The 22,969-nt window shown below is 60.3% G+C and carries 19 protein-coding genes, 1 tRNA gene and 4 pseudogenes; 10 read left to right on the forward strand and 14 right to left on the reverse strand.

Annotation, left to right across the window (positions count from 1 at the left end; genetic code table 11):
• Positions 1 to 4: 4 nt before the first annotated feature.
• The 4 genes and pseudogenes from REH34_RS20340 to REH34_RS30290 all read left to right on the forward strand — a co-directional run bounded on the left by REH34_RS20340 (position 5) and on the right by REH34_RS30290 (position 2,944).
• The gene (locus REH34_RS20340; protein ID WP_311968974.1) at positions 5 to 1,603 is read left to right on the forward strand and encodes a bifunctional aspartate transaminase/aspartate 4-decarboxylase; all 1,599 of its coding nucleotides are present in this window, start codon (positions 5 to 7) and stop codon (positions 1,601 to 1,603) included.
• 6 nt (positions 1,604 to 1,609) lie between these two features.
• Positions 1,610 to 1,779: pseudogene (locus tag REH34_RS20345) on the forward strand (type II toxin-antitoxin system RelE/ParE family toxin); the annotation flags it as partial.
• 9 nt (positions 1,780 to 1,788) lie between these two features.
• Positions 1,789 to 2,091 (forward strand): annotated as a pseudogene (locus REH34_RS20350) (addiction module antidote protein).
• Between the two features lie 361 nt (positions 2,092 to 2,452).
• Positions 2,453 to 2,944, forward strand: coding sequence for an SH3 domain-containing protein (locus REH34_RS30290; RefSeq protein ID WP_409373339.1), 492 nt, complete (start codon positions 2,453 to 2,455; stop codon positions 2,942 to 2,944).
• Between the two features lie 292 nt (positions 2,945 to 3,236).
• Here the strand turns inward: REH34_RS30290 and REH34_RS20355 are convergent, their stop codons facing one another.
• The 8 genes and pseudogenes from REH34_RS20355 to REH34_RS20390 form a co-directional block, all read right to left on the reverse strand.
• On the reverse strand, positions 3,237 to 3,770 hold the full coding sequence (locus tag REH34_RS20355) for a hypothetical protein (protein ID WP_311968975.1): 534 nt from the start codon (positions 3,768 to 3,770) through the stop codon (positions 3,237 to 3,239).
• A gap of 1,233 nt (positions 3,771 to 5,003) precedes the next feature.
• Positions 5,004 to 5,537, reverse strand: coding sequence for a hypothetical protein (locus REH34_RS20360; protein ID WP_311968976.1), 534 nt, complete (start codon positions 5,535 to 5,537; stop codon positions 5,004 to 5,006).
• A 95-nt stretch (positions 5,538 to 5,632) separates the two neighbouring features.
• Entirely contained in the window at positions 5,633 to 5,917 is a 285-nt protein-coding gene (locus REH34_RS20365; protein WP_311968977.1) for a hypothetical protein, read from the reverse strand.
• The gene (locus REH34_RS20370; RefSeq protein ID WP_311968978.1) at positions 5,914 to 6,630 is read right to left on the reverse strand and encodes a Rha family transcriptional regulator; all 717 of its coding nucleotides are present in this window, start codon (positions 6,628 to 6,630) and stop codon (positions 5,914 to 5,916) included. Before REH34_RS20370 ends, REH34_RS20365 begins: the two co-directional genes overlap by 4 nt.
• 103 nt (positions 6,631 to 6,733) lie before the next feature.
• Positions 6,734 to 7,555, reverse strand: a complete 822-nt coding sequence (locus REH34_RS20375; RefSeq protein ID WP_311968979.1) for a hypothetical protein — start codon at positions 7,553 to 7,555, stop codon at positions 6,734 to 6,736.
• A gap of 125 nt (positions 7,556 to 7,680) precedes the next feature.
• Positions 7,681 to 8,920: pseudogene (locus tag REH34_RS20380) on the reverse strand (tyrosine-type recombinase/integrase).
• A gap of 156 nt (positions 8,921 to 9,076) precedes the next feature.
• Positions 9,077 to 9,153: transfer RNA gene (locus tag REH34_RS20385), tRNA-Met, on the reverse strand.
• 111 nt (positions 9,154 to 9,264) lie between these two features.
• Positions 9,265 to 10,560 carry an NCS2 family permease gene (locus REH34_RS20390; RefSeq protein WP_226506724.1) on the reverse strand — a complete coding sequence of 432 codons (1,296 nt, stop codon included), beginning with the start codon at positions 10,558 to 10,560 and terminating at the stop codon, positions 9,265 to 9,267.
• 349 nt (positions 10,561 to 10,909) lie between these two features.
• Between REH34_RS20390 and REH34_RS20395 the strand changes: the two genes are divergently transcribed.
• The 5 genes and pseudogenes from REH34_RS20395 to REH34_RS20415 form a co-directional block, all read left to right on the forward strand.
• Positions 10,910 to 11,086 carry a hypothetical protein gene (locus tag REH34_RS20395; protein WP_311968980.1) on the forward strand — a complete coding sequence of 59 codons (177 nt, stop codon included), beginning with the start codon at positions 10,910 to 10,912 and terminating at the stop codon, positions 11,084 to 11,086.
• 1,190 nt (positions 11,087 to 12,276) lie between these two features.
• Positions 12,277 to 13,311, forward strand: coding sequence for a methyl-accepting chemotaxis protein (locus REH34_RS30295; RefSeq protein WP_409373340.1), 1,035 nt, complete (start codon positions 12,277 to 12,279; stop codon positions 13,309 to 13,311).
• 214 nt (positions 13,312 to 13,525) lie between these two features.
• The gene (locus REH34_RS20405) at positions 13,526 to 14,743 is read left to right on the forward strand and encodes an MFS transporter (RefSeq protein WP_311968982.1); all 1,218 of its coding nucleotides are present in this window, start codon (positions 13,526 to 13,528) and stop codon (positions 14,741 to 14,743) included.
• A gap of 4 nt (positions 14,744 to 14,747) precedes the next feature.
• On the forward strand, positions 14,748 to 15,092 hold the full coding sequence (locus REH34_RS20410) for a DUF2845 domain-containing protein (protein ID WP_311968983.1): 345 nt from the start codon (positions 14,748 to 14,750) through the stop codon (positions 15,090 to 15,092).
• A 49-nt stretch (positions 15,093 to 15,141) separates the two neighbouring features.
• Positions 15,142 to 15,258, forward strand: a pseudogene (locus tag REH34_RS20415) (Fic family protein); the annotation flags it as partial.
• A 22-nt stretch (positions 15,259 to 15,280) separates the two neighbouring features.
• Here the strand turns inward: REH34_RS20415 and REH34_RS20420 are convergent.
• The 6 genes from REH34_RS20420 to REH34_RS20445 form a co-directional block, all read right to left on the reverse strand.
• Positions 15,281 to 15,703 (reverse strand): NUDIX hydrolase, encoded by a 423-nt coding sequence (locus REH34_RS20420; RefSeq protein ID WP_311968984.1) that lies wholly within the window; start codon positions 15,701 to 15,703, stop codon positions 15,281 to 15,283.
• A gap of 91 nt (positions 15,704 to 15,794) precedes the next feature.
• Positions 15,795 to 18,257 (reverse strand): TonB-dependent siderophore receptor, encoded by a 2,463-nt coding sequence (locus REH34_RS20425; RefSeq protein WP_311968985.1) that lies wholly within the window; start codon positions 18,255 to 18,257, stop codon positions 15,795 to 15,797.
• Between the two features lie 98 nt (positions 18,258 to 18,355).
• Positions 18,356 to 19,336, reverse strand: a complete 981-nt coding sequence (locus tag REH34_RS20430; protein WP_311968986.1) for a FecR domain-containing protein — start codon at positions 19,334 to 19,336, stop codon at positions 18,356 to 18,358.
• The gene (locus REH34_RS20435) at positions 19,317 to 19,847 is read right to left on the reverse strand and encodes a sigma-70 family RNA polymerase sigma factor (RefSeq protein ID WP_311968987.1); all 531 of its coding nucleotides are present in this window, start codon (positions 19,845 to 19,847) and stop codon (positions 19,317 to 19,319) included. Before REH34_RS20435 ends, REH34_RS20430 begins: the two co-directional genes overlap by 20 nt.
• A 369-nt stretch (positions 19,848 to 20,216) precedes the next feature.
• Positions 20,217 to 20,579, reverse strand: a complete 363-nt coding sequence (locus REH34_RS20440; RefSeq protein WP_311968988.1) for an acyl carrier protein — start codon at positions 20,577 to 20,579, stop codon at positions 20,217 to 20,219.
• Positions 20,554 to 21,135 (reverse strand): hypothetical protein, encoded by a 582-nt coding sequence (locus tag REH34_RS20445; protein WP_311968989.1) that lies wholly within the window; start codon positions 21,133 to 21,135, stop codon positions 20,554 to 20,556. Before REH34_RS20445 ends, REH34_RS20440 begins: the two co-directional genes overlap by 26 nt.
• A gap of 195 nt (positions 21,136 to 21,330) precedes the next feature.
• On the opposite strand from REH34_RS20445, the gene REH34_RS20450 reads away from it, so the two are divergent.
• The gene (locus tag REH34_RS20450; protein WP_311968990.1) at positions 21,331 to 22,959 is read left to right on the forward strand and encodes a 5-guanidino-2-oxopentanoate decarboxylase; all 1,629 of its coding nucleotides are present in this window, start codon (positions 21,331 to 21,333) and stop codon (positions 22,957 to 22,959) included.
• The last annotated feature ends 10 nt before the right edge of the window (positions 22,960 to 22,969 follow it).

Here is a 22,969-nt window from a genome sequence, read left to right on the forward strand (position 1 = left end):
TCACATGAGTAACGATTACAGCCAATACGCGGCACTCAGCCCGTTCGAACTCAAGGATGAACTGATCAAGGTCGCCAGCGGCCAGGAAAACCGCCTGTTGCTAAATGCCGGGCGTGGCAATCCGAACTTCCTTGCGACCTTGCCGCGCCAGGCATTTTGCCAACTGGGGCTGTTCGCCAACCGCGAGGCCGAGTTGTCGTTTTCATTCCTAGGCAATGGCATTGGTGGCCTGCCGAAGGTGAGCGGCATCGAAGCGCGCCTGGACCGCTTTCTGGCCGACAACGCCAGTGCGCCTGGCGTCGACCTGCTGATGAAGATCGCCAGCTATGTGCGCGATCAGCTGGGGCTGGATGGGCCGGGGTTTCTCCATGAAATGGTCGAAGGTATTCTGGGCTGCAACTACCCGGTGCCGCCGCGCATGCTGGCCATCAGCGAGAAAGTGGTGCGCGAGTATCTGGTCAAGGAGATGATCGGTGGCAGCGTCTCGCGGGACGACTTCGATATCTTCGCGGTCGAAGGCGGCACGGCGGCCATGACGTATATCTTCAACAGCCTCAAGGAAAACAAGATCATCCGGGCGGGTGACAAGGTTGCGATCGGCATGCCGACGTTCACGCCTTATTTCGAAATCCCGGTACTTGAAGATTATGGCCTGGAAGTGGTGCATATCGATGCCTCGCCGGAACTGGCCTGGCAGTATCCCCAGGCTGAACTGGACAAACTGCTGGACCCGGCCATCAAGGTGTTTTTTGTCGTCAACCCGAGCAATCCGGCGTCGGTTCGCATCGATGATCGCAGTCTGGCCTATATCGCCGAACTGGTCGAGAAACAGCGCCCGGATCTGTTCATCATCACCGACGATGTGTACGGGACGTTCGCGGACAACTTCACCTCGTTGTTCGCGACCTGCCCGCGCAACACGGCCCTGGTGTATTCGTTTTCGAAATACTTCGGCTGTACCGGCTGGCGTCTGGGCGTGATTGCCTTGCACAAGGACAATATCCTCGACCACCAGATCGGCGCCTATGATCACGACAAACGCACGGCGCTCAACCTGCGTTATCAGACACTGGTACCTGACACGGCAAAGTTGAAGTTCATTGATCGGCTGGTGGCCGACAGCCGTTCCGTGGCCCTCAATCATACGGCCGGGCTGTCTACGCCCCAGCAAGTGCAAATGGTGCTGTTCTCGTTATTCGCGTTGATCGACAGCACCGACAGTTACAAGCAAGTCTTGAAAAAACTCATTCGCCAGCGCCACCACGCGCTGTATCGAGAACTGGGGGTGGCTATCCCGGCGGACGAGTTCGAGGTGGAGTACTACACGCTGCTGGACTTCGAGCAGATCGCCGAAGGGCTCTATGGCGAAGCCTTTGCACGCTGGGTGCATGACAACGTGGACCCTAACACTTTGCTGTTCAGAATCGCCGACGAAACGGGCATTGTGATGCTGCCCGCCAGTGGCTTTGGCACCAAGAAACCGGGTGGGCGTATCTCGCTGGCCAATCTCAATGAATATGACTACGCCAATATCGGCAAGGCGTTGCGCCAGCTTGCCGACAGTGCCTACGCGCAATACACGGCGAGTCGAGGTAAGGGCTGAGGGTGCAAGCCGGTAGGGGAAGGTGTATCCGAATTGCGGATTGATTACGGTCCACAGGCTATCGGATTTATTTCGTCCAGAGGGGGTATGAACTCATCATCCTTCTGGCTGGTGGCGATAAAGCGAGCCAGGGTAAAGATATAAGGGCCGCACTCAAACTGGCCGGCGATCTTTAGCAGACCGTTATGACGGGTATCAAACTGACCAAATGGGAGGCCGTAGACCATTTGAAAACCGAAGAGGACATGGCCTTCTATCTTGAGGCCTGCCTCGAAGAAAACGATCCGGCATTGCTGGCTGCTGCTTTGGGCGACATTGCCCGGGCCCGTGGAATGGCGCAACTACCACGCGATACAGGCCTTACCCGCGAGGGGCTGTAAAAGGCACTCTCTGTAGATGGAAACCCTGGTCTGGCGACGATCATGAAAGTCATGGCGGCGCTTGGCGTAAGACTTGACGCTGAGCTCGTGCCCATTCAGGTGGGATAGTACGATTGCCTACAAGTGTGTAGGACTCTCCTTTTATCAAGGGCGAAAAAAAGGGCTTACCTTGCGGTAAGCCCTTTTTAGTACTTGGTGTACACAGGCACCTGAACTGTTGGATTATGCTACTGAATTTGCTAGCAATTTCATTGATTACAGTTTTTAGGGATACACGTGGGGATACACGGTGATGGCCGCTGGCTGGTTTTGGTGGTCATTTTGACCTCGCTCGGTTGATTGCCATCCGCTCCGATAAACGGTTGTCGACTATAGTGGTTGCAGGATCTCGCTGCCCAGGAAGGTTACCGATATGCGAGCAAATAAGAGTGGATGGGGCGGCATCGCCTTCGTCTTAGTCGTGTTGTTTATGATTTGGGGAAGCCGAGATAAATCAAATCCTCGATCCCCTTCCGGTGGCTCCCCTCCGTTAGCTACCCCAACTTCCACCGCATCCCAGCTGGTTGCTCCGGCACCGCAGGCTCGATCTAGCTTTATCGACGCAGATCGGCTAAACGTCCGGTCGACCCCAAAGGGAAGTATCGTTTCATCGCTGGCGCGAGGGGCCGCTGTCCAGGTGTATGAGCAGCGAGACGGCTGGAGTCGGATATCCAAACCTGGCGAGATCGGCAGATGGGTTTCATCAAGCAGCCTTTGTGCAACTGCTGAGTGCTGGATTCGACGCGCCACCGTTACCAATACACCGCCGGCACCTGCCAAACCGTATACCCCGCCCGCTCAAAGAACCGCGCCATCGAGCTATTCATCATCCTGCCCGTGCTCTTCGACGACCGTATGCATCGGCCCGAGGGGCGGCCGGTATTGCATAACCTCTGGTGGGAACAAGCGATATGGAGTTTGATTTATTCTAACGACTGGATCTGGGGCGCCGGGTCACTCCGCTGACTCGTCGTCGTCCACGTCGTCTCCCAAAGCAGCTTCTGGCTCTACTAGCCCGCTCTGATTGCTCCCCAGAATGTTCGCAGTCTGAATTGTTCCCGCCTGGTAACGGCTTTTCCCCGGTAATGCAACCGTACATACTGGCTGACCCGGTGGCAGCGGCCATGATCACTTAAACGCGTGCTGACCGAGCATCAACCGGATCATGTAGAGGGTCGCCACTAACGCGAGTAGAAAGACCCGTTTCGCAAATCCTAAGGGCTTTCCTTGTGACTCTTCGGTTCTGTTCCGATTTTCCCGCCGCAGGCGAGCCAGGTCAGGGTGAACAAGTAACCAAAAAGGGTCAGCCCGACTCCCCAAGGTAAAACTAACCGGTTAGTGGCCTCCTGCCTTTCTTTGCATTGCAAGTCACTGGTGCATTTGGAAAAGCACACCTGTTGATCACCCACCCAGCAGTTCGCTACCGAATTGCCGTAACGCTCGACCCGGAGTTTTTGATTGTAACGAATCAGACCTTGGTCGCCCACTGTAGTGCGTCCCTCATTAATGGACAGGCCCTCGCTCTCCTTTGGATTTGCGTAGGATTGCAGAACTAGTTCATACCCGTGTCTTAGGTTGCGAACATCTGCGATCCACCCTTCGGTGCGCGTTAGCGGTCTATCCGTCATATCGGGCTCGCCGCCACACCAAGCGATGATGGGAAACAAAAGCAGCGTCGCGAGCCATTGCAAATGGGCCGAGGGGGAAAGGCCTTTGAAGAAGCGCACTATGTATTCGGGCATGAACATGAGTGACTGCACTAGATCTGTGTGGGTGAACGCCGAACTAGAGCGGCTCGACTATTGACTGGTAGTCGGCCAGGGCATCCAAGTCTTTAGGGAAATTCCGTGGAAGTGAGCACAGATCACCTGTGGCTGTGCCATTCCGACTTAGCCCCCCACCGGCCTGAGGCGCTTTGAACGGCGAAACCTGCCATACCAAAATGGGAGGGCAGCCCTGGGCTTGGGTCAAACTACTCGTTATTCGGGTAGTTTAGGTAGCGCTCCAGATCGCATAATTTCTCTGATACGCCTGAAAATCTTCCCGGCACAGGTATCGCTTCCTGACTTATAAAGAGCGGGTCGCGAGCTCGAGTCGTCTGTATCCCACGTGCCAAACCAAGTATCTGCCTCCCCCACGAAGATAGGTGGGCGCCCAGTGAATTGGTCGCCGGTAACATCGACCACCAGGCTCCCATACTGTATCCACGCATGGGTCCGGCAGTCGCCAGGTCGTGGATACCGGCTCCCGTTTATGTAGTGAGCGCTATCGACTCTTATTTCGTTCAGTAGATGACCAAGCATGTCGGATGACACGCCGCAGCATCCATTCGGGAAACGCTTCATTGAATCTGGAGGCGTCGACACCTCGCCAAGTGCTTGAAGTGCTGCTCGGCGAAAACGCTCTGCGTACTGGCGCAGCTCGATAGCGCTTAGCAATGCATTTTCTTCCATTGAGAATCCTTCCCTGGTGGCCTGGGAAACTGCTACAAATGTAGCAATAATGGATCATGCCGGCCATTGCCTTGGAACTGCCTAGGTTGTGCCTGGCACCGTGCCAAGCGGGACGCCGGCCGAGTAAGACCAAACCGTCTCAGTGAGACTGCCGATTACCGTCGACTCGACTGATTTTGGTAGTTTCAGCTTGGTCAATACTGCCGGAATCCCGGTAGTTTTGATGGAGCAGATCTACGCCATTGTCAGCCAGTACGCCCTGGGCATCCTCGGGTAATTACGTGAGCTGTACCGAGGGGGTTTTGGTGGCGGTGGTCACCGCCCTTCGCGGGCAGAAGGGATGATCCTGATTTGGATCATCCTGCTCCCGCGTAGGGGTGTTGTTTTGCAATACAACAGTGCTGTATTTCGTGGCTATCTGACCACGTACCTGGGCGGCCGCGCTGTGTAGAAATCGACAGGCTGTGTAGAAATCAACACAGTGGCATCTGAGACAGCTCAAATGACCCGAGTCGGACCAAAGCGCGCCTAACCCATCGCCACGCCGGTGTCGCCCATCACTCGGGCCAGTCGGGTCTCGTAGGTTTCTTCGTGCGGCGTCTCATCGATCCCGTAGGCCTGGCGCTCGGCCTTTATCAGCTTCAGCTCTGCGTCGACGCCGATGCTCAGGCACCGCGCAAACTCGCCGCGGTTCTCTTCCGTCACTTCGTCCTCGCTCAGGGACTTGGCCAGCTTTTGCGATATGCCCTGCCAGACGCTCAGGCGCGAGATCTGGCCCATCACGACATCAGCCCGGGCGCTCGATGCTTCCTCGACCACCACAGCGTCTTCACGCACGTCAGGCTGCGTGAAATCAGTGCGTGAAGTGTTGCGCGAGATCTTGTCCTTGGTCGCCGTGCGCACCTGGTCTGTCAGGTCTCGCTGCCACCCTTGAGCCTTGGCCCGACTGCGTATGGTGCCCTCGCTGGTGTCGTGGGCCTCGGCGATTGAGCGCACTGATACCGACCCGGCACGATATGCCCGCTCGATGGCTTCCCAGTCCGGCCTGAGCTTTTTAGTCATGCGGGCGCTCCGATGGTGGTGCGCATCAGCCGGCCAGACGCCAGCCAGACATGAAGGTGCTCTTTCTCAAGTTCGGTTGCAGGGCCTGAGTCCAGCTATCGCCACGCATGCGGCGCATTTTGACCGTCTGCCACTTCAAGCCACGAGCTGTCGCACAGGCGATCGCTGGCATGGTCAGGCCATCCATGGTGATAGGCGTAGCACCTGCGCAGATCGTGCTGCGGATCGGCATGCGAGGGATAACGAGAGAGGAGTGTGGCCATGACCACCACTTCCGCAGGCGCGGCGCGGCCGTCAGCGTAGGCCACCAGATTGGGCAACAGTTCGTTACAGATGAAGTCGCTATGGGCCTGGACGGACTGTCCGGCGTAGGAGGTCATATGGCCACCTCAAGATCCAGTGGAAGACGCAACTGCTCCCGCAGATGGGCAACGTGGTCTTGTAGACCGGGCTTGGCATACCGCCAGCGGGCGAGACGGCTACCACTTTGGCTGGCCTCCTTCTTGTTGGCCTCCAGCGTCTGGCAGGCGTACCCATACCGTGCTTCACGAAACGCCAGGATGAGGCTCGCTTTCAGGTCAACAACACGCTCAGTGTTGCGAGAGAGCGTCAGCAGGAAGAATGCTTGATCCTCATTGAGCAGCGCGAAACGAACAGCGCCACCCCCATGCTGGCCTCCAGGCCTTGCCTGCGTTTGAAACGCGAGCAAGCCAAACCCTTTGAATTTCTCGGTGTAGCGGTCGATCAGCTCCAAGGTGTTTTTGTGCTTACTGCCTAACTGCTCGGCGACCTGGCGACTGTCCACCCGTGGCTCACCAGCGACTTGGGTAAGTGCAATGATCTTGGCCGTCATGCCCGCCTCCCGGCGTTCGCCAGCAGGGGTGAGAAGGTAGGCCAGCACCGCGCGGGCAGCTTTGGGCTGGCTTTGCGGCAGGGCGTAGCGCGTCACCAGGCATGGCGAGCCCCAGTTATTAGGGACCTTTTCTGGTGTGCGGACGAACATCAGCCCGTAGTTATTGGCCAGTGCCGCGACGGTGCTGTGAAGGCACGAATCTGTGGCGGAGGATTGGTTATGTGTATGAATGGTTTGCATGGATGCTTCCCGTTATCGCTGTAGATGACGGGAGACAGGTTGAGATAATCGAGGGGGTAGGTCATTGCAACTGCGATTTTCGTTTTTGCAATTGCAATAGGTTCTAGGCTTCGCTGGACTGCTTCATAGCCATATCCCGCGCCTCAAGCTTGGCTAAAACCTCACTCTCTGCATCCTTAGCCGCAATATTGGCTTCTGCAAAAATATGGTTGAGGTTTGATGAGCCAGCTCCAGTCCAGCCCATTGCGGCAATCGTGTTGACCGCGCTGCTCTGGTTATACCTGGGGCGATCAGTATCCTTGACTAGACGCAGCAATCCGCCGATGGCCAACAAATGTGATTTCTTGGAGGTCGCACTGAGCCCAGCATCAGCGTGGCTAGCCAGGGCCTGCTGAAGCTTATCCTCTAGTGCAATGATATTTTCCTGCGCTTCATGTAGCGCGTGGAGGGCCTGTTCTCGCTCTTTACGATTACGCTCGGACTGCGCGATCAGATCGGCTTTCTCGGCCGCGTCGTCCGAGTTGATCTTGTCGGCAAGTGCGAGAACATCTGCTTGTTTGAAGCACAGGAAAATTGCTGGCGGGCTACTAGGGAACCAGTCGATATTTTGCCGCCTTCCGGGTTGTATATCGCGGAGGTCCAGTACGTCACCGCGCAGGACCATGTATGAGTGCGATGACGATGGCTTGTTCAGAATGGATGGATCGACAACCATCTGCTTCCCGCTGGCTATCACCTCACTCACCCAGTCCCCATCATCCAAACCCTGGCACGAGCGGCCCACGTCGATAAATACCTGCGCGTGCCCAGCGTCGCAAAGGCTAATTAGCAATTCCTCGGTCATCTGGGTGTCAGTAAGGCCACAGAGCCAGTCCACTGCCTGTTCCGCATTTAGCCACGGCAGCAGTTTGTAGATCTTATCCATCAACTCGGCAGGCCTTGGTCGCGAGTCGGCCACGCAAGGAGAGATTTTTGCGTGCTGGCCACTGTGTTTTTGGACAGTGATGGCTCACAGTCTATATCTGTCTACTGACCGAAGGAAGGCCCGCGTCAGGCCCTCTTGCCGAACTCGCCCTTCAACACGGTCCCGCTCGCCAGGCCGGCCAAATAGTTCGAATACCATTGCATCATCTTCGCGCGCTGGGCGAGGTACTGGGCTTTGTTGTAGATGCCGGCCACTCCCGGCTTCTTATGCGATAGCTGAGCCTCGACGTGGTTTTCGTCGAAGCCATGCTCGTTCAGGATGGTGGAGGCGATATGGCGGAAACCGTGGCCGGTCTGGCGACCCTCGTAGCCCATGCGGCGCAGCGCCATGAGAAACACGGTGTCGCTGCGCGGTGTGGTGTGATCGCTTCGCCCAGGGAAGAGGAGGGGGTATGCGCCGGTATAGATTCGAAGCTCCTCAAGCGCTGCAATAGCTTGGGTCGAAAGTGGCACCAGGTGCTCTAGGCCTTTTTTCCTTCCTTTCCGATCAACCGGGACCGTCCAAAGCTTCTTCTACATATCGAACTCAGATCACCGCGCTTCTCGTAACTCGCTGGGACGCACGGCGAACATCGTGAGCAGGCGAAGCCCTAGGCGCACATCATTAGCATGCGGGTAGGCATTAATGGCCCGGATTAGGCCGGGCAACTCCTCAGGTGGGACATGGGCGTAGTTTTCAGCCTTGCCTGACTGGAGGTACTTCTGCAGGCCGTCTAGGGGGTTGTGAGTAGCGCGGCCCGTCACTCGGGCCAAGTCGTAGGCATCACGGCAGTATGATCGAACGCGGCTCATCTGCTCGAGGATGCCTTTCTGCTCCATGCCCCTTAGCAACTCCATCCATTCGAGCGGCGTGATGTCGGCGTAGGGGCGGGTACCGAACACCGGGAACACGTGCCGCTCCAGCGCACCGATGATGCGCTTCGCGGTGCCCGCGTCCCATTTGGTGATTCGTGAGGCGTACCAGTCGCGTGCCGGTGGCTCGAATGTATCCCCAGCGGTGGCCCGTTCCTTCTTCTTGGCCTGCTGGGATACAAACGGGTTTCTGCCCGCAGCAGCGTCAGAGTAAAGTTCGGCCGCTTTCTGGTGGGCGAGGGCGCCACCCACCTCGGGATAGCCACCGGGCCCCAGCCAGGACTATTTGCCGTCGGGCTTCTTATAGCGGAGCTGCCAAGACTTCTGGCCATCAGTCTTGACCCGGAAATAAAGGCTACTGTCGTCCAGCTCCCGGTATTCCTTGGCGTCAGGCTCCAGCCCGGCCAATACGGTATCTGAAAGGGGGGCGGCGCTTGATCTCAGATCGCTTCATCAGGCTTGTATCCCCTCGGTTCAATTATTTGGCGAGGATACACGGCGGGAAGGTATAGGGGGATACAGGGAGAGATAGACAGAAACAAGAAAGCCCGCACTAGGCGGGCTTCTCGTTAGCTTCGTAGACATCCATAGACATCACGAAACAGGTACTTGGTGGCTACACAGGGACTTGAACCCCGGACCCCAGCATTATGAATGCTATGCTCTAACCAACTGAGCTATGTAGCCAAGTGGCGCGCATTATTCCCCTGGATGGAGAAGGTGTCAAGCGTCAGTGCAAAATTATTTTCAGTCCTGCCCAAACCTAACCCCTTGATTGCTATGCCAATGGCCTCAGTCTTACGCATTGAACCAGCCCAACTTGATCACGAACAGGATCGACAGAATCACCAGCGCCGCATTGAGCTCGCGGCCACGGCCGGAGATGAGCTTGATAGCGGTCCAGGCGATGAAGCCGAAGGCGATGCCGTTGGCGATCGAGTAGGTGAACGGCATCGCCAGCGCGGTGACCACGACGGGTGCGGCTTCGGTAATGTCATCCCAATTGATCTCGGCCAGGCCGGAGCACATCAGCACCGCCACGAACAACAGCGCCGGCGCGGTGGCGTACGCCGGAACGCTGCCCGCCAGCGGGGCGAAGAACAGTGCCAGCAGGAACAGGATCGCTACCACCACCGCGGTCAGCCCGGTACGGCCACCGGCGCTCACGCCTGCTGCCGACTCGATATAGCTGGTGGTGGTCGATGTGCCCAGCAGCGAGCCGGCCATGGCCGCGGTGCTGTCGGCGATCAGGGCGCGGCCCATCTTCGGCATATGGCCGTTCTTGTCCATCAGGCCGGCGCGCTTGGCCACGCCGATGAGGGTGCCGGAATTGTCGAACAGGTCGACGAACAGGAAGGCGAAGATCACGCTCACCAGACCGATATTCAGCGCGCCCTTGATATCCAGTTGCAGGAAGGTCGGCAGCAGTGACGGTGGTGCGGAAATGATGCCGCCGAATGGGCTGAAGCCCCCGACGATCGAGACGATGGTCACCGCCAGAATGCCGATCAGCACCGCGCCACGCACCTTCAGCGCTTCAAGGCCGACGATCAGGAAGAAGCCCAGAATCGCCAGCACCGGCCCAGGTGCCCTGAGGTCACCGATCCCGACCATGGTCGCCGGGTTGCCGACCACGATCCCGGCCTCATGCATGCCGATCAATGCCAGAAACAAACCAATACCCGCGGCAATCCCCGAGCGCAGCGGCAGCGGGATGCTGTTGACGATCCACTCGCGGATGCGAAAGATCGACAGCAAGAAGAAGCACACCGCCGAGATGAACACCGCCCCCAGCGCCACCTGCCAGGTATGACCCATGTGCAGGACCACGGTGTAGGTAAAGAAGGCGTTGAGGCCCATGCCCGGCGCCAAAGCGATCGGGTAGTTGGCAATGATGCCCATGATTGCCGAGCCGATAGCAGCGGCCAGGCAGGTGGCGACGAACACCGCACCCTTGTCCATGCCGGTCTCGCCAAGGATGCTCGGGTTGACGAAGAGGATGTAGGCCATGGCCAGGAACGTGGTCACGCCCGCCAGGATTTCTGTGCGCACCGTGGTGTCATGCGCCTTGAGTTTGAACAGCGTATCCAGCATGGGGCTCCCCGGGGGTGCTCTGAGGCACCGAAGTTAGGCTGATAAAAGTTGACCGGGTGGTTAACTTAAAGGTCGCCGTGCTAAAGCAGGAAGCGGGCCAGTGCGGGCGATTTATGGATGGAAGTGTAGTGCCCGCTGGCCTGGCAAGCCTGCGTTCGGCCAACTATCTGACCGTGAGGTCAAAAAAATTGATAGTCAGCACGGTGTCCAAAAACAAAGCCCTTGGGCAAGCATCCATTCTCCGCCCCCTAAAGGGGCATAACGTGCGCCAACCTGTTCATTGAGGTGCGCTGGCGACTCGCTCCTTATCAGATCTGACAGGTTATCGGGTCGCCGTTTTGGGCAGATGATGATCATTCCCCTCTCTTACAAAGGTGTTGATGAGAACAACCATCTGGTGCGTCTGGATGTTCCGAATCGAGCTGTTGGGGAAGCGCTCACCTTCCATCCTGACCATTCGACCTGGTCTGGGCATTTCAGCTTCGACGCGTTCAGAGGGTTTTTCACGATTCATCCTGATGCCTGACTTACCGGGCCACGCCCGACGTGCTGGCTGGATCAGGTGCCGCGCTCAATTCGTGGCGGCACCTGCCGATAGATGGGTAGTCCTGCGGAGTGAATCTTGCAGCGCGTTGATGGCACTTTGCTAGTTCAGTGAGTGCGATCGCTTTTGGTCCAGTGGAGAATTCGGACATGCACACCCTTCTATCCCCCGGCATTCGCCTGCTCGGGCGGTTCCAGTTCGCGCGCAAGTTCCAGCTGCTGTTTCTGCTGTTCATGCTGCCTTTGGCAGGTAGTTTGTGGTTGCTGGGGCAGGACTATCGCTCGCGGCTCGGCGTCATTGCCAGTGAACGAACAGGGGCCGGACAACTGCTGGCGCTCGAATCCCTGGACGATCAACTGATCGCCCAGCGCAATCGTGCGGCACGCTGGAAGGCTGTGGACATTCTCCATAACCCCACCGCCCAGGCGCAGCAGGCGATGAACGCACTCAGCGCCGCCACCCCGGCGCTGCAGGCTGCAGTAACCGAGTTGGGCCAAGCCCTGAAGAACAGCGGCGCGACTGGCGACGCACTCGGTCGTTTCGAGAAACTCAAAGCCGCTACCGCCGGCCTCGACCTCGACAGCCTGCGCAGCATCGGTTGGTGGCCAGACGGTTACGAACGCTTTACCAACGCCTCGGCGGCCTTGCAGAGCGTACGCGACCAGGTGGGCATGGACAGCGGCCTGATTCTCGATCCGTGGATGGAAACGTATCTGCTGATGCAGCTGTCGACGCAACAGATCCCGGACTTGATCGAACGTGTCGGGCGTACTGCCAGTGTTGGCGAAGCGTCAGTGGTGGCCGGGCAGTTCAGCCTGCAGAGCCGTTTGCAGATGCGCGACCTGCGCAACCGTATCGGCGATTCTCGCGAGGCGATGGTCAAGGCCGGTACCTCGCTGCAAGGTCGCCTGCCGCCGGGTTTCGCCGCGTGGGCCAACCAGTACGACAAGACGCTGCAGCGCCTCGATGCCGAGCTCAAACGCCTGGACGATGGCTTGTTCTCTGGCGAATTGAAGCTGGGGGCCGGGGAGTTCGAGCAGAGCATGGACGGCCTGTTGGCTGATCTGTCGGCACTGCGCCGCCAATCGCTGGTCTCGCTGGACAGTCGCCTGGGCTTCTATCACGACCAGACGGTCAATCAATTCCTGCCCATCGCAGCGAGCTTCGCGGTGATGCTGTTGCTGGCGTTGTACCTGTTTGCTTGCCTGCAGGCGTCGATTCGCCTCAGCGCGCGGGGCATTACCACCCTGGCCGAATCGTTGCGTGACGGCAATCTGTGCGTGCAAGTGGCCGTGAGCGGTCGCGATGAACTGGCCGCCATCAGCACCGCCCTCAACGTCGCCGTGGTGCAACTGCGCACCAGCCTGCGCGGGGTCGATCACGAGACCTCGCAGCTCAGCGGTGCGGTGCGAACCTTGGGCGATCACTCCAGCGGTACCTTGGTGGACGTCGAGGCGCAGCAGTTGCAGATCAGTCAGATCGCTACCGCCGCCACACAGCTGGCGGCCACCTCCCAAGGCGTGGCCAGGAGTTGCGAGCAGGCTTCGGGCAGCGCCCAGCATACCCGCCAGATTGCCGAGGACAGCAGCCGCGACAGCCAGCGCACCACGGCCAGTATTCAACAACTCAACCTGCGTCTGGGCGAGACCGCCTCGGCGCTGGGCCGGGTGAGTGAGCAAGGCCAGCAGATCCAGTCGGTGGTCGATACCATCCGCGGCATCGCCGAGCAGACCAACCTGCTGGCGCTCAACGCCGCGATCGAGGCTGCCCGTGCCGGAGAGCAAGGACGTGGTTTCGCCGTCGTTGCCGACGAGGTGCGCAGTCTGTCGCAGCGTACCCAGGCCTCTACCGCGCAGATCGCCGGCACCGTGGACAGCTTGCGCAACACCGTCAAGCAGGCTGTGGACTTGATGGAGAGTGCCTGCGGCCAGGCGCAGTCCGATGCCGCGGCAGTGACCGGCCTGGGCGAAAGTCTGGGGGCGATCGCCAGCGCTGTGCAGAGCGTGACCGATACCCTGGCGCAGATCGCCACGGCGGTGGAGGAGCAAGCCAATGTCGCCGACGAGGTCAGCAGCAACATCCAGCAGGTCGATCAGGCCGCTGTTCGCCTGCTTGAAGGCGCGCGTGCGGTGAACAGTGCGGCCGATCAACTGAGCAGCGGTAGTCGTGCGTTGAGCAGCAATACGGCGCGTTTCAATCTGGTCTAACTGTTAGGAGTCGTGTTGCCTGACCGGGCCTTCGCCCGAACGCGCACCCTTGCGTCCACATGCGTACGACGCCAGCCGTGGGAGCAAAGCGTGCTCGCGAAGGCGCCCTCAAGCCCACCGCATGGCCTCCATGAAACTTGGCACCCACCGCCACAAAATGGCACATTGTCGCACCCGCGCAGTGCGTGCCCCTTTTGTGTTCGGATGCCCCGTCATGTCCAGCAGCCCCATCACCCCAGCCTCGGCCACCGCCTCGCTGGCCAGCCAAGCCAGCCCGCTGGTCATGCGCGTGATCGGCGCTTGCGCCCTCGCGCACTTGATCAACGACCTGATCCAGGCCGTATTGCCGTCGATCTACCCGATGCTCAAGGCCAACTACGGCTTGAGCTTCACTCAGGTTGGCCTGATCACCCTGGCGTTTCAGCTCACTGCCTCGCTGTTGCAGCCGTGGGTCGGCTACTACACCGATCGCCACCCCAAGCCGTGGCTGTTGCCGCTGGGCAGTATCTGCACCTTGATCGGCATTCTCATGCTGGCGTTCGTCGGCACCTTCCCGGCGATCCTGCTGGCTTCAGCGCTGGTGGGTATCGGCTCGTCAACTTTTCACCCGGAAACTTCGCGTATCGCGCGGCTGGCCTCGGGCGGCCGATTCGGCCTGGCGCAATCGACCTTCCAGGTCGGCGGTAACGCCGGCACTGCGTTCGGCCCATTGCTGGCGGCGGCCATCGTCATCCCCTACGGCCAAGGGCATGTCGCCTGGTTCGGGCTGTTCGCCGTGTTCGCCATCGGCGTGCTCTACGGCCTGAGCCGCTGGTACCGTCACCACCTGAGCCTGTTCAAGCTCAAGGCCGGCGGCAAGGCGACCCACGGTCTGTCGAAAGAGCGCGTGACCTTCGCCCTGGTGGTGCTGGCGCTGCTGGTGTTCTCCAAGTATTTCTACATGGCCAGCTTCACCAGCTACTTCACCTTCTACCTGATCGAGAAGTTCGACCTGAGCGTCGCCAGTTCACAGCTGCACTTGTTTCTGTTCCTCGGGGCCGTGGCGGCCGGGACTTTCTTCGGCGGGCCCATCGGCGACAAGATCGGCCGCAAGGCGGTAATCTGGTTCTCGATCCTGGGCGTTGCGCCGTTCACCCTGGCGCTGCCCTATGTCGACCTGTTCTGGACCGGCATCCTCAGCATGATCATCGGCTTTATCCTCGCCTCGGCGTTCTCGGCCATCGTCGTGTTCGCCCAGGAGCTGGTGCCCGGCAATGTCGGCATGATCGCCGGGGTGTTCTTCGGTCTGATGTTCGGCTTTGGCGGTATCGGTGCCGCGCTGCTCGGGCACTTTGCGGATATTCACGGCATCGAGTACGTGTACAAGCTGTGCTCGTTCCTGCCACTGTTCGGGATCTTGACCATCCTGTTGCCGTCGACCAAAGGAGTGTGATCGGTTGCGACAAGCCAAGGATGTGCTGAGCATACTGGCCGCGGCTATGCTGCTGACCACCCAGCAGGCCGATGCCGGCTCGATGCGCTGCGGCACGGCGCTGGTCAGCGAGGACACGCCCATGGCCGAGGTCCTGGAAAAGTGCGGCCCACCTGCGCGCCAGGACAGCGAGGGGCCCGTCGCCAGACCAAAAACCAATAACGGCTATTGGAACTCGGCGAAGATCAGCATCTGGGTCTACGGCCCGGATGGCGGCGCGTACCAGTACCTGCGCTTCGTCGATGAGCGCTTGGTGAGCATCGAGATGAGCCGCAAGGCGCCGGGGCAAAATCTGTTTACGCGGGAGTGAGGTGACGCGCTCGTGCGGCGCCGGTTGCTTTACAGTGACGTTCGCCACGCTATCGCCCAGCTGTGTGTTGCACTACGCGTTCGAGTTCACCCATCCCTTCGAGGATGGCATTGGTCGCATGGGGCGTCTGTGGCAAACGCTGATCCTTGGCCAATGGCGGGTCATCCAGCCAAAGCGTGGAGGCTGATCTAGCGGTCCTGCAAATACTCCCGCAACCGCTCCTGCAAGTGCACCACAGCCCCCTCCATTGCCAGGAACGTGCCCACCGGCATCACCTCCCAGCGCTGCCCCTCATCACCAAATACGATCTGCTCGAACGTGCCAGCGGGCACCTGTGCCACCAGAAACCAGGTATCCAGCCCGTTCATTCCCTGACCCGGATAGACCCGCGTGCTGACCACCCACGCGGGATCCAGTGTCAGGGTGAACTCCTCCATGGTTTCGCGGGTTGCGGTCTGCAGCGGGGTTTCATCCCCCTCGCGGCCGCCGCCCGGCAGGTCCCACATGCCGGGCCAGGGGATGCTCGGTTTGTCGTCACGCAGATAGGTCAGCAACTGGCCGTCGCAGAGCAGGGCGATCTTGGCACCGGAGAAGTTCGCTTGAATCGGCATCGCGGTGGCTCCCTGAAAGTTGAGGTTCAGGGTAGCAAACCGATGTTCTCGGCGGCGGTTGGCAGGCCGTGGGCCTGCCACTGACGCCCCCCTACCAGCGGTAACGCACGCTCCCCAGCACCGTACGGGTTTCGCCCGGGTAGCAGCTGTTGATGTCGTCACAGGTCCCGACATAGTGCTTGTTGGCGAGGTTTTCGACGTTGAGCGCGACCGTCACCTTTTTGGTCAGCGGGTAGCTGGCGCCGGCATCGAACAGGGTGTAGCTGTCAACCTTGTAGACATGGGTATTGTCGCCGTACAGCTCGCCCACATAGCGCACGCCGCCGCCCAGGCTGAGGCCGTTGAGCGGGCCTTCCTTGAAGGTGTAGTTGAGCCAGCCCGAAGCCATGTGGCGCGGCACGTTGGCTGGCGAGTTGCCCTTGTCGCCGTTGTTGCTGCGGGTGATTTCGGCGTCGGTGTAGGTGTACGAGCCCAGCAGGTCCCAGTGCTCGCCGAGGCGCGCTTTGGCTTCGGCCTCGATACCCCGCGAGCGAACTTCGCCGGTGGCCTGGTTGAACCCGGTGATCACGCCGTTGACCAGCTCCTGAGTCAGCACGTTGGTCTTGGTGATGTCGAAGGCGGCCAGGGTCAACAAGACCGCGTCGTTAGGTTGGTACTTGAGCCCGGTTTCCCACTGATGCGCTTGGCTGGCCTCGAAGGTCGAGCCGTTGCTGGCGGTGCCGCTGTTGGGGATGAACGATTCGGCGTAGCTGACGTACGGCGCCAGGCCGAAGTCAGTCACGTAGGTCAGCCCCAGGCGGCCGGTGAACGCGTGGTCCTTGCCGGTGGTGTCAGTGCTGCTCAGGTGGTTGTCGGTCATCGAGCGCACGTCGTCGTAACGCCCGCCGGCGGTGACGATCCAGTGGTCGCCGACTTTGATCTGGTCTTGCAGGTAGTAGCCGACCTGATCCTGGGTCTGATGGTAATCAGCGGCCAGCGCGGTGGGGCGGGCGACGTTCAGACCGTAGACAGGCTTGTCAGGGTTGAGCAAAAACGGCAGGGTCGCACTCAGGGTCAAGGCGCCCTGATAGCGTTTGACGTTTGAGTCGAAGTGCGCGTAATCGATGCCCGTGACCAGGGTATGGCCGATGCCCGCCGTGTCGAAGTCGAACTGCACCTGGTTGTCGACGGTAAAGGTATCGAGGTGTTCGTCGAAGCGCCGTGGCGTTCGCAGCCAGTAGCCGGCCTGCTGGCTGCTTGCCAGAGCCGGGGCGATACTGCCCAGGGTGCCGAGCGGCAAGAGGTTGTTGAGGATGAAATCGACCTGACCGTAACGCAGGTTCTGACGCAACTCGACGTTGTCGTTGAGCCGGTGACGGAATTGATAGCCCAGGCTGAACTGCTGTTGGTCAGAATGGTTGAAAGAGTGATCGCCCAACAGGGTCGAGCTGGTGTGGCCGTAGTTCGGCGTATCCACAGCGACGGTACCGCCACTGGTGTCACGCAGGAAATCGCTCAGGAAGGTCAGGCTGGTGTCGTCGTCCGGTGCCCAGGTCAGCGACGGTGCTATGTACAGGCGATCGTCTTTGATTTCATGGCCGTCGTCGTATTCGAACTGCGTGTTGCTCTTGCGGGCCACGCCCACGACGCGATACGCCAGGGTGCCGGCGTCGTCGATGCGGTCGCCCAGGTCAAAGCGGGTCTGGGTGCGGTCGTGGCTGCCGAAGCCTATTTCCACTTCGTGCACACCGTCGGGGGTGGGCATTTTGCTCACGCGGTTGATGATGCCGCCGGCATCGCCCTGGCCGAACAGGCTCGATGAGGGGCCACGTACCACTTCGATGCGCTCCAGGTCGTACGGCTCGCTACGGAACAGGGTGTAGCTGTTGCTGAGCTGGCGCAGGCCGTCGCGGTAATCGCTACTGGTTTGCGCATTGAAACCGCGGATGTACAGCCAGTCGTAACCCTTGGGGTCGACGCCGTAGGTTTCGGTTTTCACGCCGGGTACGTAACGCAGCGCCTGGCTCACGCTCTGGACGTTCTGGGTGTCCATCTGCTGGCGGGTGATGACCGAGAGCGACTGCGGGATTTCGATCAGTGGGGTGTCGGTCTTGCTGCCAGCGGAGCTGCGATGGGCGACGAAACCTACGTCATTGTCGGCATTGGCGGCGCCAGTGTTGGCGCGCCCCTCGATGTTGGTTTCGTCGAGGTCGATGGCGCCGGCATTGCGCGGGCGCGGCTGCAGTTCGTAGTGCCCATCACCCTTGGCCACGGCCCAGATCCCCGAGCCTTCGAGCAGGATCGCCAGGCCTTGCTGCGGCGTGTAGTTACCCTGCAGGGCCGGGCTGTTCTTGCCGCTGGTCAGTGCGCCGTTGCCGGCCAGGTAGATGCCCGCCTGGGCGGCGAACTGGTTCAACCGAGTGCTCAGGGGGCCGGCCGGGATGTTATAGCTGGCAGCGCCCTGGGCTGCGTTAGCCAAAGGGCTGAGGACCGCGCAACTGGCACCCGTGAGGCCCAGGGCGATGGCCAGCGCGACAGGGCGCACAGAGAACAGCGAAAGGGGAACCGGCGGCATTTTTGCTTTCCTGCAGAAGAGTGGAGGCGGCTGTTTAGCCGCAGTCACTTATCAATTCGAACGAGCGCGCCAAAGCGGAAATTTTTTTTGAAAAAATTTCAGACCGGCTGGCGCGGCTCCAGGCTCACCCACCACGGCAAGGTGCGCTGAATGCGGATCGGCAAGGCGCTGGCGAGCATTTCCAGGGCAAGATCCGGTTTGTCCAGCGGGTAGGCACCGACGACCTTGATGTCGGCAATTTGCGGTGCGACGCCCAGGTAGCCGTGGCGATAGCGGCGCAGCTCGGCGACGAAATCCCCGAGCCGCAGGTTGTCCGCCAACAGCACGCCGCGAGACCAGCTCTCGCGTCCGGGGCTGGCCGCCGTCAGCGCGCCCCACGCTCGATGATCGAAGTGGATCTGTTGACCGGACTGGAAGACCCGGGGCGCAGCGAAGTCGGTGCTGGCCTGGACCGCGCCTTCGAACACGCTGAGCTCGGTCTGGCCCTCGGCCGCACACACGCTGAAGCGCGTGCCCAGCGCACGCAGCCGGCCCTCGCCAGTGCTGACGATAAAGGGTCGGGTGTCGGTGGCGGTCTGGATGAGGATTTCGCCCTGCAGCAGCCGCAACAGGCGCAGGTCGGCGCGGTAATCGACGTTCAGCGCCGTGGCACTGTTGAGCCATACCTGGCTGCCGTCGGCCAGCGCCAGCGCGCGTACCTCGCCGACGTGGGTGCGTTGCCCGGCGCGCCACACCGCGAGCGTCTCCTGCAGCGGCGTGCGCCATACCGTGGCGCCCAGCAGCAATAGCGCCGAGCCCATGCCCAACGTCCCCAAGGCTTTGCGCCGGCCGAGATTGCCCCGAGCCAGCAGCAGGGCTTGCGCGCTGCTGTCGGCCTCGCCCTGCAACGGCTGCATCCGTTGGCTGATGCGTTCGACCGCAGCCCAGGCCTGACGGTGCGCGGCATCGGCCGTGTACCACTGTTGCCAGGCATGCTGGGTGCTGCCATCGGCCTCGATCGCCCCCAGGCGCGCATACCAGTGGGCGGCCTGTTGCAGCACTTGATGGCTGGGCGTGCCGTCAGACGAGCGACTGGTCAAGTTCTGCCTCCAGCAGCAAGCATTGGAACATTGCCTTGGCCATGTACGAGGTCACCGAGCGCTCGGTCACGCCCAGCACCTGCGCCGCCTCCCGGTAGTTCATGCCCTGTACCTGAACCAGCACGAAACAGCGCGCTACCTTTTCCGGCAGGCGCGCGAGCATCGCGTACACCTGCTGCAGGGTTTCGAGAATGATCGCCTGATGTTCTTCCGATGGCGCCCAGGCTTCGGGCCGGCTCGCCAGCACCTCCTGCCAGGCCCGCTCCAGCTCCCTGCGCCGCCAGAAGTCGATGCACACATGGCGAGACATGGCGTGCAGATAGGCACGGGCGTGATGATCGCTGTCAAACCGCCGGGGCTTGACCAGCAGTCGCACGAATACGTCCTGGGCCAGGTCGGCAGCATCATGTGTATTACCCAGGCGCCGCTTGAGCCATGCATGCACCCAGCCGTGATGGGCGCTGTAGTACTGCTGAAGCTGTTGGGAATCCACAGGATTGGAAGATGACATCGCGCCCAGCCGGATAAATGCATTTGAGAATTAATCGCATGTTATCCGTTTGCTTGCTGGGGCGCTAGGTGGTGGTCAAGCGACACTTGGCCAGGCGGTATATTGCCAGCCCACTGCAAAGGCAGAGCTGAGGAGGTCGCAGCACTCGTTGCAGTGGGGCGCGCCGAGATTTCATCGCCTGCCCGCCTGTATTTGGAGAGTGGCTTGATGAGCGAGGCGTCACCGATGACTCCATCGCTCAGCGTGAGCAGCCTACGGACGTTTGATCGAGTGCCGTATGGGGGCGCCCCCAGGTCTTTCCCTTAGGGCAGCGGTAGGTTCGACTACTCCCGCATAATTCGTTTACCGGCTTTAGGGCCAAGCGCCCGACTATTCGGGCTTGTTGTTTTTCGCCGAGCTTAGACCGAGCTTGCGGGTCAGCCATGCCAGACCCGTCACCCGTCTCCCGGTCGATCTTGGTGGGTAGTCCGCAGGGTGCGCCCGGCACCAGATGATCAAGTCCACGATCTGTCCGATGGTGTTGATGGGCTGCCAGTCTTTCTGGGTAGAGTTCAATTCGAACGTCTTGTCGATCTCCAGCATAAAAACAGTCAAATCATCATCGATGATCTTGAAGTCACTCACAAAGTTGGACCGCTCACTGACCTCGTCCCGAGGTATGAAACCTATAGTGCTGACGAATACGTCAATCACCGCATTACAGAGGTCATCGCGTTTGGACTTGCTTTGCATTTTCTGCCTCATAGGCGCACAGGCCGATGCTGACTATATCGAATGCTGCTAGGCCGGCAGCCACGACAGGAAGGCCGCGGCCAATGACGCCAAATACCCGGACGGTGCCAAAGGTCGCTTTGGCAGCCCTGGCCAATGTTGGTTGGCGAATAAGGGTTCTTGGAAAAAACTTCCAGCCAATGATGCTGGATAGATTGGTAGTTGCGCTGGAGCCATTGTGAACCCAGGCACCCACCATGATCTTGGGAATAGGAATGCTCGCCGCACCTGCGATAGCGGTGGCAGTGGTCAGCCCATAGTGCTGTTTGGTACAAGCCCATAAGTGCTCGAACGTCGTATCTGGTATGCCTCCCGGCTTGCTCTTCGCTTTGATTACTTGATAGTCATCACAGTTACTTATTATCGTTGGCGGCAGGATGATTGCGCCCTGATGGGACTTCAAGGCAGCGTGGAGGTCGGAGGTGATCTGGACGGAGGTCGAGAGATTTACTCCATAGCGTTGCAACTCACTGATGCCATTCAATACGGATGTATACAAGCTCTTTTCCGGAAGCATTCAATGTCCTTTTAATGCCCGCGCACTCACTGCGACAGGCGTCATATTAGCCAGACCTTGATATGGGCGGAAATGAGACCTGTCTGAAAACCAAGGCATGCATCAAGCACATGCCTGGCATGACTATTTTTGAATTGTCACCGCTACAGCGCCCCGGTCCAATGCCGCCATCCTTGCGATCCGAGAGACAGCGAAATGGCAACCTGTGGCGAAGTACTGGTCAAACTGCTGGAAGGCTACGGCGTCGAGCACGTGTTCGGCATTCCCGGCGTACATACCATAGAGCTCTACCGTGGGGTGGCGAGTTCAAGCATCACTCACATCACGCCGCGCCACGAACAGGGTGCCGGCTTCATGGCGGACGGTTACGCCCGCGCGCGGCAAAAGCCGGGCGTGTGTTTCATCATCACCGGCCCCGGCATGACCAACATCGCCACGGCCATGGGGCAGGCGTACGCCGACTCGATTCCCATGCTGGTGATTTCCAGCGTGCAGTCACGCCAGCAGTTGGGCGGCGGTCGCGGCAAGCTGCACGAGCTGCCCAACCAGAGCGCGATGATGGCCGGTGTCTCGGCGTTTTCTCATACGCTGATGACTGCCGACGATCTGCCTGCCGTGCTGGCGCGCGCTTTTGCGGTCTTCGAGGCCGGGCGGCCACGCCCCGTGCACATTGAAATCCCGTTGGACGTTTTGGTGCAGCCCGCCGACCATTTGCTGGCCAGCCCGCCTGTGCATGTTGCCCGCGCCGGCGCCGCACCGCAGACCGTGACGCTCATGGCGCAGCGCCTGGCCAGTGCCCGGCGTCCGTTGATTCTCGCGGGGGGAGGGGCCCTTGATGCGGCGCCAGCCTTGATCGCTCTGGCGGAGCGGCTGCAGGCGCCCGTCGCCTTGACCATCAATGCCAAAGGCCTGTTGCCCGCCGCGCATCCGCTGCTGATCGGTTCGACCCAGACGCTGGTGCCGACCCGGGCCTTGGTGGCCGAAGCCGATGTGGTACTGGCCATCGGCACCGAGTTGGCTGAAACCGACTACGACACCACCTTTGCCGGCGGTTTCGAGATACCCGGCGCCTTGCTGCGTATCGACATCGATCCAGATCAGTGCGTGCGCAATTACCCGCCGCAGTTGGCGCTAGTGGCCGATGCCGATAACGCCGCGCGGGCGCTGCTGGCGGCTATCGAGCAAACCACCGCGGGTGATGCTGATGCGCAGTGGGGCGCCGCCCGTTGTGCCGCCTTGCGCGCAGCGAACGCGGCAAGCTGGGACCACGTCACCGAGGCGCAGACTTCGTTCCTGAACACTGTGCTGAGCGTGCTGCCCGACGCCACGCTGGTAGGCGATTCGACCCAGCCGGTCTACACCGGCAACCTGACCCTGGACATGGACCACCCGCGGCGCTGGTTCAATGCCTCCACGGGCTACGGCACTCTGGGCTACGCCTTGCCAGCCTCCATCGGCGCCTGGCTTGGGCGCCGCGATGAGCACAGCCCGGTGGTCTGCCTGATCGGCGACGGCGGCCTGCAGTTCACCTTCGCGGAACTGGCCAGCGCTGTCGAGGCACGAGTGCCGGTGGTGGTATTGCTGTGGAATAACCAAGGCTATGAAGAGATCAAGCGCTACATGGTCAACCGCGCCATCGAACCCATTGGCGTCGACCTGCACACCCCGGACTTTGTCGCCGTGGCCAAGGGCCTGGGTTGCGCTGCCGAGGCTATCTCCACGCCCGAGCAGTTGCGCAACGCCTTGCGGGCCACCGCGTCGCGCGATGTACCGACGCTGATAGAAATCGACCAGCAGCAATGGATGAGTGCGTGGCAGGAATGAGTGGGGACGG

This window comes from Pseudomonas baltica, from assembly GCF_031880315.1.
In the GTDB taxonomy this organism is placed as follows: domain Bacteria; phylum Pseudomonadota; class Gammaproteobacteria; order Pseudomonadales; family Pseudomonadaceae; genus Aquipseudomonas.

Excerpts from the sequence above, each read along its gene's own strand:
- REH34_RS20340 (WP_311968974.1), top strand. The coding sequence starts at position 5 with ATGAGTAACGATTACAGCCAATACGCGGCACTCAGCCCGTTCGAACTC.
- REH34_RS30290 (WP_409373339.1), top strand. The coding sequence starts at position 2,453 with ATGATTTGGGGAAGCCGAGATAAATCAAATCCTCGATCCCCTTCCGGT.
- REH34_RS20355 (WP_311968975.1), bottom strand. The coding sequence starts at position 3,770 with ATGTTCATGCCCGAATACATAGTGCGCTTCTTCAAAGGCCTTTCCCCC.
- REH34_RS20360 (WP_311968976.1), bottom strand. The coding sequence starts at position 5,537 with ATGACTAAAAAGCTCAGGCCGGACTGGGAAGCCATCGAGCGGGCATAT.
- REH34_RS20365 (WP_311968977.1), bottom strand. The coding sequence starts at position 5,917 with ATGACCTCCTACGCCGGACAGTCCGTCCAGGCCCATAGCGACTTCATC.
- REH34_RS20370 (WP_311968978.1), bottom strand. The coding sequence starts at position 6,630 with ATGCAAACCATTCATACACATAACCAATCCTCCGCCACAGATTCGTGC.
- REH34_RS20375 (WP_311968979.1), bottom strand. The coding sequence starts at position 7,555 with ATGGATAAGATCTACAAACTGCTGCCGTGGCTAAATGCGGAACAGGCA.
- REH34_RS20390 (WP_226506724.1), bottom strand. The coding sequence starts at position 10,560 with ATGCTGGATACGCTGTTCAAACTCAAGGCGCATGACACCACGGTGCGC.
- REH34_RS20395 (WP_311968980.1), top strand. The coding sequence starts at position 10,910 with ATGATCATTCCCCTCTCTTACAAAGGTGTTGATGAGAACAACCATCTG.
- REH34_RS30295 (WP_409373340.1), top strand. The coding sequence starts at position 12,277 with ATGCTGTTGCTGGCGTTGTACCTGTTTGCTTGCCTGCAGGCGTCGATT.
- REH34_RS20405 (WP_311968982.1), top strand. The coding sequence starts at position 13,526 with ATGTCCAGCAGCCCCATCACCCCAGCCTCGGCCACCGCCTCGCTGGCC.
- REH34_RS20420 (WP_311968984.1), bottom strand. The coding sequence starts at position 15,703 with ATGCCGATTCAAGCGAACTTCTCCGGTGCCAAGATCGCCCTGCTCTGC.
- REH34_RS20425 (WP_311968985.1), bottom strand. The coding sequence starts at position 18,257 with ATGCCGCCGGTTCCCCTTTCGCTGTTCTCTGTGCGCCCTGTCGCGCTG.
- REH34_RS20435 (WP_311968987.1), bottom strand. The coding sequence starts at position 19,847 with ATGTCATCTTCCAATCCTGTGGATTCCCAACAGCTTCAGCAGTACTAC.
- REH34_RS20440 (WP_311968988.1), bottom strand. The coding sequence starts at position 20,579 with ATGCAAAGCAAGTCCAAACGCGATGACCTCTGTAATGCGGTGATTGAC.
- REH34_RS20445 (WP_311968989.1), bottom strand. The coding sequence starts at position 21,135 with ATGCTTCCGGAAAAGAGCTTGTATACATCCGTATTGAATGGCATCAGT.
- REH34_RS20450 (WP_311968990.1), top strand. The coding sequence starts at position 21,331 with ATGGCAACCTGTGGCGAAGTACTGGTCAAACTGCTGGAAGGCTACGGC.